Annotated in this window: 13 protein-coding genes; 6 read left to right on the top strand and 7 right to left on the bottom strand. The window is 67.1% G+C overall.

What is annotated here, in order from left to right:
- The first annotated feature begins 18 nt into the window (after positions 1–18).
- A complete protein-coding gene (locus ACHQ4I_RS04940; protein ID WP_420770471.1) occupies positions 19–1,743 on the top strand; it encodes an MFS transporter in 1,725 nt (574 codons plus the stop codon).
- Entirely contained in the window at positions 1,740–2,249 is a 510-nt protein-coding gene (locus ACHQ4I_RS04945) for a DUF2771 domain-containing protein (RefSeq protein ID WP_420770472.1), read from the top strand. The genes ACHQ4I_RS04940 and ACHQ4I_RS04945 overlap by 4 nt, the downstream gene beginning before the upstream one ends.
- Before the next feature lie 164 nt (positions 2,250–2,413).
- Here the strand turns inward: ACHQ4I_RS04945 and ACHQ4I_RS04950 are convergent, their stop codons facing one another.
- Entirely contained in the window at positions 2,414–2,839 is a 426-nt protein-coding gene (locus ACHQ4I_RS04950) for a cold-shock protein (protein WP_420770815.1), read from the bottom strand.
- 199 nt (positions 2,840–3,038) lie between these two features.
- Here ACHQ4I_RS04950 and ACHQ4I_RS04955 point away from each other — a divergent pair, with 199 nt between their 5' ends.
- Together ACHQ4I_RS04955 and ACHQ4I_RS04960 are read left to right on the top strand one after the other, a co-directional pair.
- Positions 3,039–3,281 carry a hypothetical protein gene (locus ACHQ4I_RS04955; RefSeq protein WP_420770473.1) on the top strand — a complete coding sequence of 81 codons (243 nt, stop codon included), beginning with the start codon at positions 3,039–3,041 and terminating at the stop codon, positions 3,279–3,281.
- Between the two features lie 366 nt (positions 3,282–3,647).
- Positions 3,648–4,268, top strand: a complete 621-nt coding sequence (locus ACHQ4I_RS04960; protein WP_420770474.1) for a resuscitation-promoting factor Rpf1 domain-containing protein — start codon at positions 3,648–3,650, stop codon at positions 4,266–4,268.
- A gap of 90 nt (positions 4,269–4,358) precedes the next feature.
- Here ACHQ4I_RS04960 and ACHQ4I_RS04965 read toward each other — a convergent pair whose 3' ends face one another.
- The gene (locus ACHQ4I_RS04965) at positions 4,359–4,547 is read right to left on the bottom strand and encodes a hypothetical protein (RefSeq protein WP_420770475.1); all 189 of its coding nucleotides are present in this window, start codon (positions 4,545–4,547) and stop codon (positions 4,359–4,361) included.
- A 106-nt stretch (positions 4,548–4,653) separates the two neighbouring features.
- Here ACHQ4I_RS04965 and ACHQ4I_RS04970 point away from each other — a divergent pair, with 106 nt between their 5' ends.
- Positions 4,654–6,945: a helicase-associated domain-containing protein gene (locus ACHQ4I_RS04970; protein WP_420770476.1), complete on the top strand. Its 2,292-nt coding sequence runs from the start codon at positions 4,654–4,656 to the stop codon at positions 6,943–6,945.
- Here the strand turns inward: ACHQ4I_RS04970 and ACHQ4I_RS04975 are convergent, their stop codons facing one another.
- A complete protein-coding gene (locus ACHQ4I_RS04975; RefSeq protein WP_420770477.1) occupies positions 6,946–7,458 on the bottom strand; it encodes an LppU/SCO3897 family protein in 513 nt (170 codons plus the stop codon).
- A gap of 319 nt (positions 7,459–7,777) precedes the next feature.
- Here ACHQ4I_RS04975 and ACHQ4I_RS04980 point away from each other — a divergent pair, with 319 nt between their 5' ends.
- Complete coding sequence (locus ACHQ4I_RS04980; protein WP_420770478.1) at positions 7,778–8,596, top strand: hypothetical protein; 819 nt, start codon at positions 7,778–7,780, stop codon at positions 8,594–8,596.
- Positions 8,597–8,603: 7 nt separating this feature from the next.
- On the opposite strand, the gene ACHQ4I_RS04985 is transcribed toward ACHQ4I_RS04980, so the two are convergent.
- Genes ACHQ4I_RS04985 through ACHQ4I_RS05000 form a run of 4 tightly spaced genes read right to left on the bottom strand, consistent with a single transcriptional unit; the run spans position 8,604 to position 13,089 of the window.
- A complete protein-coding gene (locus ACHQ4I_RS04985; protein ID WP_420770479.1) occupies positions 8,604–9,995 on the bottom strand; it encodes a M1 family metallopeptidase in 1,392 nt (463 codons plus the stop codon).
- Between the two features lie 50 nt (positions 9,996–10,045).
- On the bottom strand, positions 10,046–10,681 hold the full coding sequence (locus ACHQ4I_RS04990; protein WP_420770480.1) for a LysE family translocator: 636 nt from the start codon (positions 10,679–10,681) through the stop codon (positions 10,046–10,048).
- Positions 10,682–10,720: 39 nt separating this feature from the next.
- Complete coding sequence (locus tag ACHQ4I_RS04995; protein ID WP_420770481.1) at positions 10,721–11,389, bottom strand: DUF3239 domain-containing protein; 669 nt, start codon at positions 11,387–11,389, stop codon at positions 10,721–10,723.
- Positions 11,390–11,430: 41 nt separating this feature from the next.
- On the bottom strand, positions 11,431–13,089 hold the full coding sequence (locus tag ACHQ4I_RS05000) for a DNA repair helicase XPB (RefSeq protein WP_420770482.1): 1,659 nt from the start codon (positions 13,087–13,089) through the stop codon (positions 11,431–11,433).
- Between the last annotated feature and the right edge of the window lie 19 nt (positions 13,090–13,108).

Raw genomic sequence — 13,108 nt, forward strand, 5'->3', positions numbered from 1 at the left:
TACGACAGAATTGATGGCGTGACTACTCCCCGCGATCCCTCCGGTCCCGACCGTGGTCCGTGGGATGGCGAGGAGTCCCCACCGATTCAGCGTCACCCCGGCTATGACCGCTACCCGCCACCCCGTCGGTCATCACTTCCTCCCCTGCCCCCCGAACCGCAACGCCGCGAACCACCCGCCACCAGGCCACTGCCCGCCCCGAAACCGGCAGACCCGCCACCGGAGCCCGAAACACCACCCGGCGATGCCGAGCCACAGCGGATCCCACGCAAACTGACCGTCACCCGCGTCGCCGCCATGCGCGGTCGGGAACTGACCTCCCGCGGCGTAGCCACCTTCCAGCGCGCCGCCAAGGCCGATGGCGCCGACAAGTCCGGCCTCACCGCGCTGACCTACGCCACCATGGCGAACTTCGCCCTCGACGCCGCGATCGCGGTGGCACTGGCCAACACCCTGTTCTTCGCCAGCGCGACCGCGGAGAGCAAGACGAAGGTCGCGCTGTATCTCCTGATCACCATCGCCCCGTTCGCGGTGATCGCCCCGCTCATCGGCCCCATGCTCGACCGCCTGCAGCGCGGCCGCAGGCTCGCGCTGGCCACCTCCTTCGCCCTGCGCGCGGTGGTCGCGGTGGTGCTGATCCTGGCCTTCAACAGCTGGGCGCTGTATCCGCTCGCCCTGTGCATGATGATCGGCAGTAAATCGTTCTCCGTGCTCAAGAGCGCGGTGACGCCACGCGTGCTGCCACCGGAAATCGACTTGGTGCGCACCAACTCTCGGCTCACCGTCTTCGGTCTGGTCGGCGGCACCATCGGCGCGGGCGCGATCGCCGCACTCGCCGCCGCCATCGCCGACTCCAATGGCGCACTGGTCTTCGCCACCGCGATCGCGGTCGCCGGCACCTTCCTGAGCCTGCGCATCCCGCGCTGGGTCGAGGTCACCGAGGGCGAAGTCCCGGCGACCCTGAGCTACCACGCCAAGACCGAATTGCTCGATCCGACAACCGAAGCCACGATTCCGCCGCGCAAGCGCAGGCAGCCACTCGGCCGCGCGGTCGTCACCGGACTGTGGGGCAATAGCGCCATCCGCGTGCTGACCGGCTTCCTGACGTTCTATGTGGCCTTCGTCGCCAAGGCCACCGAACACGGCGGCTGGCAGCAGGCGGCCATGCTCGGCGTGGTCGGCGTCGCCGCGGCGGTCGGCAATTTCGTCGGCAACGCGACCGGCGCCCGGATCAGACTCGGCAAGCCGTCACTGATCGTGCTGGGCTGCACCGCCGCCTGCTGCGCGGTCGCGCTGCTGGCGGTCTTCCTGAACAACCTGCTCGGGGCCGCGTTGGCGACCCTGGTCGCGGCGGCCGCGAGCGCGCTGGCGAAGGTGTCGCTGGATGCCTCCATCCAGGACGATCTGCCGCCGGAATCGATCGCGTCCGGCTTCGGCCGGTCCGAAACCGTTTTGCAGCTCAGCTGGGTCCTCGGCGGCGCGGCCGGCGTGCTGATGCCGACCACCTACTGGCAGGGTTTCGCGTTCATCTCCGCGATCCTGCTGTTCGGACTGCTGCAGACCTTCATAAGCGATCGCGGCCATTCCCTGCTGCCCGGTCTGGGCGGACACCGCCCCGAACACGCGGAGCAGGCAGTCGCGACGCACCGACACGCCGACGCCGACCGAGCCGCGCAACGCGGTAGGGAGCGCGGTGGCGACACTAAGCACATGCAACGAGGCACAGGAGACCCGATCTGGTGAACAAGCCAAGTACCCGCACCGTCGTCGCGCTAGCCGCGGCGGCCCTACTGGTGTTCACCGTCGCATTCGTCGGCGTTCTGACGGTGCTCGTCCGCAACGCCGGCCACCCCGACCCGACCGTCACCGCGTATGCCCATGGCAAGACCGTCACGGTCGAGCCGTTCCTGTACTGCACGGTGAAGCTGGAGCAGTGCAAATACGGCGAGACCGTCGTTCTCGATGTCCCGGCCGGATATCCGCTGCAGCTGTCGCTGCCGAAGAAGATCGCCGACGCGCCCTGGCTGGCCCAGCTGGTCTACGCCCTGCCCACCGGCGAGAAGGTGGATCGGGTGGTGAGCCGCAACGACTTTCCCGCGGGCGCGCTCGCGGTAACGATCGATTCGAAGCCGGAGGACGACCTGCGGCTCGTCGGCGTCGAATTGCAGCTGCCCATCCTCGCGCGCGACGAGACGGGCCGGGAGTTCTACGTCCCGCATGCGGCCTGGTCGATCAGTACCTCGTCGTAGCGACTGCTTGCAGGTCGCTCGAAAGGGTCAGCAGCGACTGCTTGCAGGTCGCTCGAAAGGGTCAGCAGCGACTGCTCGCAGGTCGCTCGAAAGGGTCAGCCTGAAAACGACTCGCGCGCTGCCCGGTCAACCGGGCAGCGCGCGAAATTCATTGTCCGCGAACGTCAGTGATCGAGTTCGCGCGCGACCGCCCGCACCACTTCCGAAATGCGCTGCGCGGTCTTGCGATCCGGGTACTTGCCCTTGCGCAGATCCGGCTGCACCTTGGCCTCCAGCAGGGTGATCATGTCCTCGACCATCCCGTGCAGTTCGTCCGGCGTGTGCTTGCGCGCGGCCGGTTCCTTGTGCGCCGCACGATCGCGGTCCCGGCCCTCCCGGACCGAGGGCGGCGATTCGAGCACCTTCAGGCTCAGCGCCTGCGGCCCACGACGACCCGCGGCCATCCCGAATTCGACGCGCTGACCGGGCTTGAGGCCCTCCACACCATCCGGCAGCGCGGACGAACGGACGTAGACGTCCTCACCCTCGTCCTGGGAAAGGAAGCCGAAGCCCTTTTCGACGTCGTACCACTTCACCCTGCCGGTCGGCACTGCGCTCACCCGTTCATCATCGAAACCCGGACCCCATCGGCCCGAGCAAATCCGTCTGCCCAGGCCCCGTCCGGCGAAACGCCGCGGACGGATCCTGTCAGTTTGCGAAAAGAACGCGCCCCACAGCTGTGCAGGACGCGATTGCATCGAGTCTACCCCGGTGCGAATAACGCAAGCACATCAGTTTTACGGTCGAGCAGTGACGAACCCATCCGCGCCACCGCCCCCGAGCCGCTCGCCGCGCCGTGCCAGCGACTGGTTGCTGTATGTCGCACTCGGCCTGTTCGCGATCGGATTACTGGCGATCGTCGCCATATTTCTGACCCCGATCTTCAGCGACTCCGACCCGGCTCTGTGGCTGTATCTGACGGCGATGCTGGCGCCGCTCGGCTTCCTGTGCTCGGTCGGCTTCGCGCTGTGGTCCGGCCGACGGTCGCGGTGAACCGGTTACCCCTGCTAATCGTTACCGAATCTCTGATGTGATCCTCGTCACATCACGGCGCGGTCACGGAGCAGGACACGCCCGCTACCGGCCCAGCCGCACCGTCTCTCAGCTGCGCGGAAGCGACACCGCCGCAACCGATACCGGTCCGAGACCCGATCGGACCCGCCGGTTACCAAATAGTGATTTTTCGCCGGGATCGTCGTACGGTCTTACCCAGCCGGGACAACCGGCAACCACCGGCCCGCCGCATCGAACCTCGCCCCGCGGGTACCGGACCCCAACGGAATCAGGGGTGAGGGCGGGACGGACGACCTCTCAGTCCGGACCACTTGCAGATGCGTACGAGAGGCAGAAGAACCCGATATGAGTGGACGCCATCGCAAGCCAACCTCCACCGGGCGCACCGTGGCCAAGGTCGCCGTCACCGGCGCGATCATCGGCACCGCTGGTGTGGCTCTCGCTGGAAACGCCAGCGCGGCACCCGACTCCGACTGGGATCGACTCGCGCAGTGCGAGGCCGGCGGCAACTGGGGCATCAACACCGGCAACGGTTTCCAGGGCGGACTGCAGTTCTCCCCCGGCACTTGGACCGCGCACGGCGGCGGCGAATACGCCGCGACGGCCAACCAGGCCAGCCGCGAACAGCAGATCGCGGTCGCCGAGAAGGTACTCGCCAGCCAGGGCTGGGGCGCTTGGCCCTCTTGCTCGGCCTCGCTCGGCCTGAGCAGCGGCTCCACCCCGCGCACCGCCCCCTCCGCCGAGACCCCCCGCTGGAACCCGGTCCCGGCCGCCCCCGAGCAGGCCGTCGCCGACCCGAGCCAGCAGGTCTTCGACGCGATCGACCGCGCCGTCGCCGTCGTACAGGGCCAGGGCGTGCAGATCCCGAAGGAAGCCCTCGATTTCTTCAACGCCGCCAAGGGCACTCAGCTCGACCCGAGCGTCGTGAACTTCTACGAGGCGAACAAGGACCTGCTGCCCTCCTGAGTCGTCATAAAGCAGACCGTACGAAGAAGGTCCCCGCATCAATGGTGATGCGGGGACCTTCTCGTATCCGCGGGTTTTCCGTTCGACTGCTCAGCGGTTGATCACCGTATTCGGGTGCATGTACGGCAGTTGATCGGCCGGGACCGGAAACTCGGTGTCCTCGCCGAACGGCGAAAGCCCACCGGAACGGGTCGACGACAGTTCGGTGACCGCATGGCCACCGTCCTCTATCGAGGGCCAGCCGTTGTCGACATAGGGTTTCTTCGATTTGTTCACCACGTCCACATGCTAACGCGCCGGCCGTGCCTCGCTCATCCGGCGCCGCGAACACCATGCGCCGAGGCAGACCGGGCAGACAGATCTCCTGCACCGTAGGCTGGATCCGATGACTGCGACCGATTCAATAACGGGCTGGCTCGCGGCCCGTAGCGATGCGCAGCTGGTGGCTCTGCTCGAACTCCGGCCCGATCTGGCCGTGCCACTGCCCTCCTCGATGGCGGTGCTCGCGGCCCGCGCCGAACAGCGCGCGTCGGTAATGCGCGCCACCGACGACCTCGACACACTCGAATTCGCGATCGTGGAAACCCTTGCGGTGCACCGGTCGACGGGGTCCGGCGGCACGCCGATGAGTCGCAAGGCGCTGCGCTTGCAGTTGAAAGATCGGGTGAAGGTCGCCGCGATCGATGCCGCACTGACCCGCTTGTCCGATCGTGCGCTGGTGTGGAACGACGGTGACGACCTGCATCTGATCCCGGCCGCCGCCGAGGCGCTGCCCTGGCCGCTCGGCTCCGCCACCGAGATTCCGGACGCACTCACCGAGCCCGAGGTGGTGGCCGCCCTGGCGGCGGTCTCCCCCACCGAACGCGCACTGCTGGACAAACTGGCCGCAACCGGCCCGCGCGGGCGCACCAGGGACGCCGCGCCGGGCACACCCGCCGACCGCCCGATCCAGCAACTGCTCGGTCACCGGCTGTTGCGCTGGATCGATGACGAGACGGTCGAACTCCCGGTCACCGTCGGCCAGGTGCTGCGCCGGGAACCGGTGACCCATCCGCATGCCCTCGAACCCCCGCAGCCGACACCGACGAAGCAGAGTCCCACCGATGTGAACGCGGTCGCGGCGGGCGAAGTGGGCGAGCTGCTGCGGCACTGCGCCGACATTCTGGAGGCACTCGGCCAGGTGCCCGCGCCCGCCTTGCGCGCGGGTGGGCTCGGCGTGCGGGAGTTGCGCCGCATCGCCAAGCAGACCGGTATCGACGAACCGCGCGCCGGACTGCTCGTCGAACTGCTCGCGGCGGCCAAGCTCATCGAGAAGGGGATGCCGGACCCGCCGCCGGAATTCGACTCCACCGACGACTTCTGGGCGCCGACCCCGGCCGCCGACGGCTGGCGGGACGCACCGCCCGCGCGCCGCTGGGTGGCGCTGGCACTTGCCTGGCTGGAGCTGGACCGGATGCCGTGGATGATCGGCATGCGCGACGCCAACGACAAACCGCTCGCGGCACTGTCGATCGAACTGCGCACTCCGCACGCACCGCGCGACCGGCGCATCATGCTGAATCTGCTCGCCGAATATCCGACCGGCAACGCGCTGGATCCCGCCGATATCGGCCGCATCCTGGCCTGGCGACAACCGCGGTGGCGCAGGCACTTTCGCGCCGAGGCGGTCGAGCACACGCTGCAGGAGGCCGCGACGCTGGGATTCGTCGGGCGCGGCGCGCTCGGCTCACCGGCCAGGGCGCTGCTGCACGGTGCGCCGACCAGCGCATCCGATGCCGAGGCCGAGATGGAGTCGGCCCTGCCGGAACCGGTCGATCATGTGCTGGTCCAGGCGGATCTGACGGTTATCGCACCCGGCCCGCTGACCCCCGAGTTGCAGAGCCGGGTCGCGCTCGTCGCCGATGTCGAATCCGCCGGTGCGGCAACGGTTTACCGGATCAGCGATACGTCGGTGCGGCGCGCGCTGGACGCCGGGATGACGGCGGCGGAACTGCATACGCTGTTCACCACCCACTCCCGCACGCCGATCCCCCAGTCGCTGACCTATCTGATCGATGACGTGGCGCGCAGGCACGGCCAGCTACGCGCCGGAATGGCGCAGTCGTTCGTGCGCAGTGACGATCCCACGCTGCTGGCTCAGGTGCTGGCCTCGCCGGTGGCGAGCGAACTGGCGCTGCGGTCCATCGCGCCGACCGTCGCCATCGCGCAGGCCCCGCTCGGCGAACTGCTCGAACGGCTGCGCGCGGCCGGATTCGCACCGGCCGGTGAGGATTCGGCGGGCACCATCGTCGATCTGCGCCCGCGCGGCGCCCGAATCGCGGTCCGCCCGCATGCCAGGCAGCCGTATCGGCCGACGCCGCCGAGCACCGAGCAATTGGAACTGCTCGTCGCGGAGCTGCGCGCGGGCGAGCGGGCCGCCAGCGCCCGCAAGGGGCAGGCGGTGCGCACCGACGGCACCCGAACCAGTACCGCCGCGACCCTGGCGCTGCTGCAACTGGCGGCGCGGGTGCGGCGGTCGGTCAATATCGGTTATGTCGACGCCCAGGGCGTCGCGTCGCAGCGCGTTGTCGAACCGCTGAAGGTCGGCAACGGCCAGCTCGACGCGCTGGACCCGGTGACCGGCGCGGTCCGGCATTTCACCCTGCACCGGATCGCGTCGGTCGCCCTACTGGAGTAATCAGCCCTTGGCCGCGCCGAGGCAGAAGGTGACCTTCGGATCAGGCACGGTCACGAAGCTGGTCGCGTCGGCATCGCACAGCAGCTCGTCGGCCTGGCCGTCGATGCGCTTGACCACCTTGAATGTGGCCTCGGACGAGGAGCAGTCCACGTACTTGTAGGGGTTGGAGCCGACATCGGCATAGCAGCTGCCCTGCTTGAAGTTCGGCGCCAGGCACATGTAGGCCTTGCCGCCGCTCACCAGGTCCTCGGTGTAGGTGGTGTATTCGGCAGCGCAGTCGAGCTTGTTGTCCGCGGTCTGGAATACCTTGTAGACCGCCTTGGCCGAGGAGCAGTCGACCGGCTCGGATTTGGTGGCCGTCGATGAACTGTCGGTGACATTGATGCATTCACCGACCTTCGCCTTGGCGGTGTCGGACTTGCTTGCATTGTCGAGCGCCGAACAACCGGTCACCGCGGCCACCAATGCGCCCACCGCCAGGAGGGCGAGCACAAGACGTGCCAGCAGCCTCATTCCTGGGATCTTCAACGTGAAACCCTCTCTCACCGAACGCGTTCACGGTAGTCGTGAACGCGGTGAGAATACCGTCACGGTCGTCCGAACCGCATCAGCAGTTCGGACGACCGACCAACCCGAGCCGCGGCTCAGTACAGCCCGTACAGTCCGGTCAGCCCCTGCAGCGCGAGACCAACGTATTTCGGGATCAGGGTGACGAGGACGGTGAGCCCTAAACTGTTCACTATCAATGCCTTTCGCGCTACCACTACCTGGACGTTTGTCCAATATGTGCATTCTGTCGCTTCCGGAGACCCGGTCGTTACGCTTGGAAAGTATGAGGCTCGAAGAGGTCGCCGTCGACCTGTACGGACTCGACCCTGGTGAGTTCATAGCCGCCAGGGCGGCACGCGTCGCCGAGGCCAAGGATGCGGGCGATAGAGAACTCGCGGGCGCCATCGGCAAACTACGCAAGCCGACGGTGGTCGCGTGGACGGTGAATCTGCTGGCCCGCGCGGCGCCCGACGATCTCGACGCACTGCTGCGACTGGGCGCGGCTTTGCGCGCGGCGCAGCGAGAATTGTCCGGCGATCAGCTGCGCACCTTGACCGCACAGCGGCAACAGGCGGTGAACGCACTTGCCAAACGCGCCGGTGCGCTGGCCGCCGATCGCGGGCATCCGGTCGGCGAGGGGGTATTGCGCGAGGTGGGCCAGACGCTGACGGCGGCGCTGGCCGATGACACCGTGGCCGAGCAGGTGCATACCGGGACGTTGACGACCTCGGCGAGTTATGCAGGTTTCGGACCGAGCGGAGCCGTACTGACCGCCGTCGACGCAACGGACACAACGGAATCCGTGACGAAACCGGCGGCGGACAACGCGCGCCGGGAACTCGACGATGCGCTCGAAGCCCTCGAATCCGCCCGTGTGGCAAAGGATTCGGCGCAGGATGAGGCCGAAGCGGCGGCGAACCGCTTGGCCGAGAGCGAATCTCGCATCGAAGCGCTGCGCACCGAACTCGAGCACGCCGAGCAGCAGAAGCAGTTCGCCCGCACCGCCGAACGCGGCGCGCAGGAGCAGTTGCGTGCGGCTCAGAAGCAACTCGATCGGGTCGAACGCTGGGTGCGGCGGGCCCGCGAGCGGGTCGAGGAGTGAGTGATCGTCAGCTGCGCAGCGTGCCGGGAAAGAGGTATTCATCCGAGGGCACGGTGGTGCGGTTCAGCCAGGCGTCGAAGAAACCGGTCAGATCGGTGTGGGATTTCGACTGCATGAACGTGCGGAACTCCGGCATCGAGGCATTGCCGTAGGCGTGTGCGGCATTGAATTCCCGGACGGCGGCGAAGAATACGTCGTCACCCAGCTGTTTGCGCAAGGCGTGCAGGAACAGCGAGCCACGATAGTAGACGCAGGTGAATTCATTTCCGACACCCGGATTTTGCAACGGGATATCCCAGAACTCCGACCGGTCACGGTATTTCTGAATGGTTGCGCGGTAGTCGGCGTCGACATCTCGGCCTTCCATTCGCTCCGGCCACAGATAATCGGCGGTATAGCTGGCGAAGCATTCGTTCAGGCAGATATCGGACCATTGCCGCACCGATACCGAATCGCCCCACCACTGGTGCGCTATTTCGTGCACCACGATCCGCAGGTCGGTCCATGGCGCGTAGATCGGACGGGTCTGGGTCTCCAGCGAGAACTCCAGGTCCGCGTCGACGTAGATGCCGCCCGCGGCGTCGAACGGGTAGGGGCCGTAGAGCGCCTCTTCGAAGTCGAGAATCTCGGGCAGGCGCTGCTCGGTTTCCCTGTTGCGCTCCGCATCGGGGACGAAGGCGCTGATCAGCGGGGTGCCATTGGCTCGGCGCTGCTCGAGGTAGTCGTAGTGATCGATCGCGATGGTGGTCAGATAACCGAGCACCGGTTGATGCGTCTCCCAGGTGACGTTGCGCTTCGCACCGGTGACCTCGTTCTGTGTCCGCACACCGTTGGACACCACCTCCCATTCCGCGGGCACCGACGCGTGCAGCGTGAAGGTGGCCTTGTCCAGCGGAGTGTCGTTGAGCGGGTACCAGGTGGTGGCCGAATGCGGTTCACCCGCGACGAAGGCGCCGCCACTGGGTGCGTAGGTCCAGCCGTTGCCATCGGTATTCCCGGCCCGGCCCGCGTAGTCGACGGTCACGGTGAACGGCAGCCCGGGCAGCAGCGGCAGCAGTGGCGTCACGGTCAGTTCGTGCTCGCCGTTGCGGTCGAAGGCGGCGGGCAGGTTGTTCACCGAGACCATGCCCACGTCCGGTCCGTCGAAGTCGAGGTTGAACATCCGCAGCGCCTGGGTGGCGGTGGCGTCGATCCGGGTGGTGCCGGTGAGCTGGTGACTCGGCGGGTCGTAGTCGATGGTGACCTCGTAATGGCGGGCGTCGTAACCGCCGTTGCCGTCCAGCGGGTAGTACGGGTCACCCAGTCCGGGCGCGCCGACCAGCGGATCGGCAGTCGCCGGAATCGGAGCGGCGACCACCGCGCCGACCACCGCCGCACACAATAAGCCGGACCACCTCATTCGACGACCACCCCTTTCCGGCCCACCGACCTCGGTGGATCGTAGTCGCTTCAGTCGACGCTACCGCTGAGCGCCACCGACGCGCCGAGGCCGAAGATCATCGCGCCACCCGCGCCGCCGACCGCCTCGAGGCGTTGCGGCGAGCGGGCGAACCAGGTGCGTGCCGATGCGGCGAGCAGACCCCACGCGCTATCGGAGATCAGCGCGATCACCAAGAAGATGGTGCCGAGAATGAGGAACTGCAATGGCAGCGAGCCCGCCGCCGGATCGGCGAAGTGCGGCAGTACCGCCGAGAAGAAGACGATCGCCTTCGGGTTGGTCAGCCCCACCAAGACGCTCTGCCGAAAGACCCGGGAATCGGCGGGGTCGATCTTGGCGTTCAGCGCCTCCCGCAGAACCTTGCGCTCTCGAATCGCCTGGATTCCGAGGTACATCAGATACAGCGCGCCCGCGAACTTCACCACGGTGAGCGCGAGCGCCGAGGCCGCGAGCAGGGTGCCGAGCCCGACCGAGACCAGCAGCAGTGCGACGAAAACGCCTGCTGAATGGCCGACTACCGAGACCAGGGCGGCGCGGCGGCCGAGCGCGAGCGCGCGGCCGATGGTGAACAGCACACCCGGGCCGGGGATGACGATGATGACAATCGATGCGGCGATAAATGCCAGCAGATTTGACGCCGGAACCATCTACCGAGTCTATTGGGCGGCGCAAGGGAATTCGGATGTTCAGGAGCCCAGTTCGCCGGGGAGCTGGTCCGGGTCGAGCAGCAACCGTTTGGCGGAGGTGCGCCGCACCTTGTCGGCGAGCGCGAGATTGTCGGTGAGCAACCGCCATTCGGCCTCGCTGATGGCCGCGCGGGCGCGCTCGATGACGGTGCCGTCCCGGGTGCCCCAGGCGATCGGCATGGCGCTGACCGACTGCCAGCGCTCGCCGACCTGGCGCGGCGCCCGATCGGTGCGCACCGCGACCGACGGCACCCGCTCGCCCGCGCGCTTCTCGTGTCCGGGCAGGTCACGAACCTTCCTGATCACCAGGGCGTAGCGCGGATCTGGCGTCTCCGGTTTCGAGACGTCGACCAGGGCGAGCAGTACCACCCCGCTCGGATGGGTCTCGGAGACAACGGCGGGGACCAGCTCACCGTCGGCGTAGAGCTTGTCGATGCTGGAAAGGTGCGGCGTCCAGAACGCCACCCACAGCGCGACCACCGCGCCGAGCGCGAATGCGATCGCCAGCAGATAGGCCCACGGGTGGTTGAGCCAGATCAGGTACGCGGTGCCGGTCGCGGCGATGACGGCGGCCGCGATCGCCATGACGCGCAGTCGACGCAAGTCGGCGAAGACTTCGTTGACCGCATGCGCGTGGTTACGGTCCACCGCGAATTCGAAGCGTCGCACGGCATCATTCCTAGCACACGTATCGGAGATAAGTCCTCCGCTTATCCGATGGCGGGCCCCAGCAAGTCATCGGCATCCGTTATGCGATAGGCGTACCCCTGTTCGGCGAGGAAACGCTGCCGGTGCGCGGCGTATTCGGCGTCCAGGGTGTCACGTGCGACGACCGAATAGAAGTGGGCTTGGCCCCCATCCTGTTTCGGCCGCAATAGCCGACCGAGTCGTTGCGCTTCCTCCTGGCGCGAACCGAATGTTCCCGAAACCTGCACCGCGACAGACGCTTCGGGCAAATCGATGGAAAAGTTCGCGACCTTGCTCACCACCAGCACCGGAATCTCACCGCGCCGGAAGGCGTCGAAAAGTTCTTCGCGCTCTTTGGTTTTCGTCGAACCCTGAATGACCGGCGCGTTGAGATCGACGCCGAGTTCGTCCAGTTGATCCAGGTAGGCGCCGATCACCAAGGCCGGCGCATCCTTGTGCTGGGCCAGAATCGATTCCACCACAGGGATTTTCGTGCGCGCGGTCGAGCAGAGCTTGTAGCGCTCCTCGGGCTCGGCGGTGGCGTAGGCCATCCGCTCGGCATCGGTCAGGGTGACCCGGACCTCGATGCATTCGGCGGGGGCGATCCAGCCCTGGGCCTCGATGTCCTTCCACGGGGCGTCGTAGCGCTTCGGTCCGATCAGCGAGAACACATCGCCCTCGCGGCCGTCCTCGCGCACCAGGGTCGCGGTGAGTCCGAGCCTGCGTCGCGATTGCAGATCGGCGGTCATCCGGAAAACCGGTGCGGGCAGCAGGTGCACCTCGTCGTAGATGACCAGGCCCCAGTCGCGGCTGTCGAAGAGTTCGAGATGCTTGTACTCGCCCTTGGTGCGGCGGGTGATCACCTGATAGGTGGCAATGGTGACCGGACGGATCTCCTTGCGCTCACCGGAGTATTCGCCGATCTCGTCCTCGGTCAACGAGGTTCGCGCCAGCAGTTCGCGCCGCCACTGCCGTCCGGCCACGGTATTGGTGACCAGGATCAATGTCGTCGCCTGCGCCTTGGCCATCGCGGCGGCGCCGACCATGGTCTTGCCCGCACCACACGGCAGCACGACCACACCGGAACCACCGGCCCAGAAGGAATCGGCGGCCATCTCCTGATAGTCACGCAGATGCCACTGGCCGCCGGTGTAATCCAGCTCGATCGGATGCGCTTCGCCGTCGACATAGCCAGCCAGATCCTCGGCGGGCCAGCCGATCTTGAGCAGCATCTGCTTGATCCGGCCGCGCTCGGACGGATGCACGACGACGGTGTCCTCGTCGAGGCGGGCACCGAGCATCGGGGCGATCTTCTTGTGTCGCAGCACCTCTTCGAGCACCGCCCGATCCAGACTGACCAGCGTCAACCCGTGCGCGGGATGCTTAACCAGCTGCAAACGGCCATACCTGGCCATGGTGTCCACAACGTCGACCAGCAGTGGCTGCGGCACCGCATACCGCGAGTAGCTGACCAGCGCGTCCACCACCTGCTCGGCGTCATGCCCCGCGGCGCGCGCATTCCACAGCGCCAACGGCGTCACCCGATAGGTGTGCACATGCTCCGGCGCCCGCTCCAACTCCGCGAACGGCGCGATCGCCTGCCGCGCCACCCCGGCCAACTCGTGGTCGACCTCGAGCAGCAGCGTCTTGTCACTCTGAACGATCAGCGGACCGTCGGTCACAGCTCCGCCTCGCTAGGGC

Source organism: Nocardia nepalensis (genome assembly GCF_048910785.1).
Classification (GTDB): domain Bacteria; phylum Actinomycetota; class Actinomycetes; order Mycobacteriales; family Mycobacteriaceae; genus Nocardia; species Nocardia nepalensis.